Origin of the sequence: Algoriphagus antarcticus, assembly GCF_002150685.1 — a bacterium.
Classification (GTDB): domain Bacteria; phylum Bacteroidota; class Bacteroidia; order Cytophagales; family Cyclobacteriaceae; genus Algoriphagus; species Algoriphagus antarcticus.
The window spans coordinates 1-4,702 of the sequence record NZ_MSSW01000016.1 but is presented as its reverse complement, the minus strand read 5'-3'; the positions used below and the strand labels follow the sequence as shown (position 1 = coordinate 4,702).

The window sequence follows — 4,702 nt, the reverse complement described above, 5'->3', positions numbered from 1 at the left end:
TAGACCCGTACGTACGGTGGTGTGAGAGGCGCACCGTGGGCTTATGGCTCACGGCCGTCTACTCGATTAGCGGTTCGTTCTTCTTTCTGTCGCATATTACATTGTATTAAAGTCACCCGAATATTTTGTCGGATAAATTACTTCATAAAACCAGTCGCCCTTGTCCACCATAACTCGTCTACCGATTAAAACATTTTTGTCTAACTTATTTTGTTGTAAAATTTCAAGTATTATTTGCAATGATTTGTCAATGTCCGTTACGGTATAAAGCATATTTCCACCGCCTGGTCCCAAGTCGCCAGCGAACCATTCCCCAAGTTTTTTATTTTCAAGAGCCTTGCTCAATTTATCTTCAATTTCTTGTCGTTTGTCCAAGAGTTCCATTTCGTCCTTGAAACCAGTCGGCCGAATTTGAACAAATAAAACTTCATTGCCTTTGAAAGGTGTCCAGTTGTATTTGCTTTGTAATTCAGTTTTTTTATTGTCGAGTTCTTGCTGTGTCAACTGTTGAACTAAATCAAAAGTCTGTTTAGCACCTTCGGGAGTTGATATGTTTAACTCATATAAGTGCAGGTCAAATTTGTCATTGCCTGTTGTCAATGCTCTTGCAACATAAATTATACTATCAGTCTTTTTGTATAAACTAAAAATTTCTTTGTCCGCCAACAAAATTGAGTTCGTTTGTTCGGCAGTTTGCTTGTTGGAGTTTGGGTTGCAACTTGTCAAACCTAAAAATGTAAGAAGTCCCAAAGTGAATGTTATAAATGTCATTTTTTATTTCTGTCGTTTGTGTTATGTTGGTCGTCCTTAGAATGACCGCTAACGTTTGTGCTTGTGAAAGTACTTTCGTAAGGCATCCAAATAGGTAGGCATTGCGAATGTGGTTGCGGGTATATTTGAATTGTCTTTAGTCATCTAAGTTCAATTGATCCAATGGGCTTACGATTTGACCAAATCCCTTAGTCGTAATATGTGTATAGATTTCTGTTGTTTTGCTACTCTTATGACCTAGCAGACTTTGGATATACCTCAAATCTGTCCCATGCTCCAAGAGATGGGTGGCAAAGGAATGACGTAAGGTATGAACTGTTACGTTTTTGGAGATCCCTGCCTTCTTTACCGAATCCTTAAGGAACGACTGTATGCTTCTTGAGGTATAGGGTAGAGGTTTTTGGGGAGTACTTCGCTGTCCTTCAAATAAGTACTCATGAGGCCGGTAGATTCTGATGTATTCCCTCAGGAGCTTAAGGTTTTTTTGAGATAGCAGGGTGTACCGATCTTTTTTGCCCTTCGACTGTACTACTCGAATCTGCATGCGGTCGGAATCGATGTGTGTGATCTTTAAATTTATCAATTCGCTGATTCGTAAGCCTGCTGAATATATCGTCATTAAAATCGTCCGATGTTTTAAGTTTTCGGTGCACCTGAATATACTGACTATTTCCTCTTCACTGCATACCTGTGGAAGAATTTTCTCCCGCTGCGGTCTATCAATGTGATAGAATTTTCTAGGACCGCTTTTCACCTTTTCAAAATAGAACTTGATTGCGTTGATTGCCTGATTCTGATAAGAAGAGGATACGTTGCGTGTAGTGACCAAATATCTTGAAAAATCCATCACCTCCTTATCTGTGAGTTCATCGAGGTCTTGATGTGGGAAGTAATTGATGAATTCAGTTAATAATGCAGTGTACGTCTTGATCGTCTGTGGACTATACCGCCGTTCCTCTAGTTTGTGGATGTATTCTTTAGGACAGGTTTTGGTGAATAGTGTGGTATCCAATCTTTGGATTTTTTCCACTCCTTCATCTTCAGCTTCCCGGTAGATTAACTCGAGATTTAGATCAGCTACTTTTTGCCTGAGCTCATCTTCAAACTTTTGGGTAAAAGGAACAGTCCATTGTTTTTTGGAAGTGTCCCAACGGTAATAGGGAATACGTTTTATTGCTTTGATTAATTCTTCATGGAAGAGAAACCGAAGATTCAGTTTGCCTTTTCTCTTAAGCAGAAAGACTTGGTCTTTGCCGGGGACGAAGGTGGCAGATTCATCTTGACCGTTTTCCAGCTGAATAATTTCATTTATTCTGGTGATTCTATCTCCAAAATACCGTTTGATTTTGTCAAGATTTCCGGGGTAGTTGGGGATCTCCCAACGATAGTTTCCTGTGTTCCATCTGCTATACCTCAGGCTTCTTACAAAGTCCAAGTCCATCTCATTTTTAGGCATTTTGAGAAAGATTTTTTTGCCCGTCACTTGAATTTCTATTGCCGTAGAATACATCTTTGAAAAAATAAAAAGTTGCGTATATATTTCTTTAGGACTAATATCCACATTTAATTTTGATTTGGAATAGCTCATGAAATAGGTCTTTCTATCCCATACGCTGTCTCTTGACAGACCAGGATTTATTACCCTCTATATCTTATGGCAGAGACAGGCACTGAACGCGGCAATTTATTAACTTAACCTCCTTTTGGAACTGTGAAGCCTATCTTAGGGTTTTCCATCATTAACAAACTATTTCATGGCTAATAAAGCAGAGCGCAAAGTCACCATGGGTCAGGTCTTTAAGACCATTATTTGGCCTAGGAGAAAGCATTTATTTTTAGGATTATTTTTGATCATTATCTCCCGCCTTGCAAGCCTTGTATTGCCTGGAGCGAGTAAAATTCTGATTGATGATGTAATTCCTTCCAACGATTTGACCATGCTGAAATGGTTGATCGGGGGCGTGGTTTTGGCGATTGTAGTACAGTCTTCTACATCCTACGCGCTTACGCAAATACTGAGCGTGGAGGCCCAAAACCTGATTTCCAAGCTAAGATCCCAAGTTCAGGCGCATATTATCAAGCTTCCTATCCGATTTTTTGACAATGCGAAAACGGGTGAATTGGTATCCCGAATCATGACAGATGTGGAGGGAGTTCGGAATCTGGTAGGGACAGGATTCGCTCAGATGATCGGTGGGGTTTTGACGTCCATCATCTCTCTTTTTCTTTTGATCAATATCAGTCCGATGATGACGCTTTATGTGTTGCTTCCGGTTGTAATCTTTGGATTAGTTTCGTTAAAAGCCTTCAGTAAAATAAGACCAATTTTCCGCGAGCGTGGCAAAATAAATGCGCAGGTCACAGGCAGATTGACTGAGACGCTCGGAGGAATCCGGGTGATCAAAGGATTCAATGCCGAACAGCAGGAGATTAATACGTTTGCAAGAGGAGTGGATGAGCTTTTTCAGAATGTAAAGGCAAGTCTCACGGCTACGAGTTTCGTGACTTCCATGGGAGCGTTGCTTTTGGGACTGGCATCTGCCGGGATCATGGGAATGGGTGGCTATATGATCATGCAGGGAGAGATGACCTTTGGAGATTTTTTGGCCTTCACGCTTTACCTGGGGTTTATGATTGCTCCGATCGTGCAGATGTCCAATATTGGCAGTCAATTAACCGAAGCTTTTGCCGGTCTGGATAGGACGGAGGAAATTATGAATACTCCGTTGGAAGCTGATGATCGCACGAGGACCCTGGCTTTGAAAGAATTCAGAGGAGATATTGTTTTTGATAAGGTGTCCTTTGCCTACGAAGAAGATAAGGAAGTGGTCAAAAGCATAAGTTTTAATGCTCCGGCGGGTTCGGTGACTGCTTTGGTAGGGACTTCTGGTTCTGGGAAAACAACCATAGCAGGACTTGCAGCTACATTTTTAAATCCTCATTCAGGTATAATTACCTTGGATGGAAATGATCTTCAAACGGTCACGTTGGAATCCTTCCGATCTAGACTTGGCGTAGTGCTGCAAGATGATTTTTTATTTGAAGGCACGATTAGAGAAAACATCCTTTTTCCGAGACCGGATGCAAGTGAAGAAGATTTGCAAAAGTCTGTAGTAGCAGCCCACGTGCAAGAGTTCACAGATCGATTTGACAATGGTCTGGATACATTAATTGGCGAAAGAGGAGTGAAGCTCTCTGGAGGACAGAGACAGCGTATAGCGATTGCCAGAGCAATCTTGGCGGATCCAAGGATATTGATTTTGGATGAAGCTACTTCTAATTTGGATACCGAATCAGAAACCTTGATTCAGGCGAGTTTGAAAGAATTGATGAAAGGCAGAACGACCTTCGTGATTGCCCACCGACTGAGTACTATTCGCCAGGCGGATCAAATCTTGGTAGTGGAAAAAGGTAATATCGTAGAGCGAGGCAAGCATGATGAGCTTATTGCATTAGAGGGAAGGTACTATCAGTTATATACTTATCAGGCGAGAATTTAAAAGGCTGGAAGTAGGCAGTATTCAGTCAGCAGTGTGCAGTTGTAAAAGGTAGTAAGTAGTAGGTTTTGTAAGTGGTAAGTAGAATATGTGGTGAAACTAAGAATAAAACAGGTCCAGCTTTTGAAGAAGCAGGACAAGTCTTAATCTTTGAGAACCTTGGTGGTCTTTGTGGTTATCTAATCCATTACGGATCGTGCCGTTGGCACTCTAAAAAATCGCCATCAACACTTGAAACCCAGAATTTCATTCTGGGCTTTTACAGGTCTTGCCTTTGGCAAGGGGCTCGGAAATTCGATTGAACACTTGTGCCAACGGCACAATCAGTAACAGCCCTGAATACAGCGAAGCCAAATTCAGGGTATGTCAATTCGGGATATAACCCAAGAGTGCCAACGGCACGATCAGTAATCAATCAGTTAACCATTTGTGGG

3 protein-coding genes are annotated in these 4,702 nt (G+C 41.4%); 1 reads left to right on the top strand and 2 read right to left on the bottom strand.

The features are described from left to right. Nucleotides 1–96 precede the first annotated feature (96 nt). Together BVH04_RS08005 and xerA are read right to left on the bottom strand one after the other, a co-directional pair. A complete protein-coding gene (locus BVH04_RS08005) occupies nt 97–771 on the bottom strand; it encodes a hypothetical protein (protein ID WP_140160544.1) in 675 nt (224 codons plus the stop codon). Between the two features lie 136 nt (nt 772–907). Further along, nucleotides 908–2,359 carry a site-specific tyrosine recombinase/integron integrase gene (gene xerA / locus BVH04_RS08000; RefSeq protein WP_240510876.1) on the bottom strand — a complete coding sequence of 484 codons (1,452 nt, stop codon included), beginning with the start codon at nt 2,357–2,359 and terminating at the stop codon, nt 908–910. A gap of 166 nt (nt 2,360–2,525) precedes the next feature. On the opposite strand from xerA, the gene BVH04_RS07995 reads away from it, so the two are divergent. Further along, nucleotides 2,526–4,271 (top strand): ABC transporter ATP-binding protein, encoded by a 1,746-nt coding sequence (locus tag BVH04_RS07995; RefSeq protein ID WP_086540954.1) that lies wholly within the window; start codon nt 2,526–2,528, stop codon nt 4,269–4,271. The last annotated feature ends 431 nt before the right edge of the window (nt 4,272–4,702 follow it).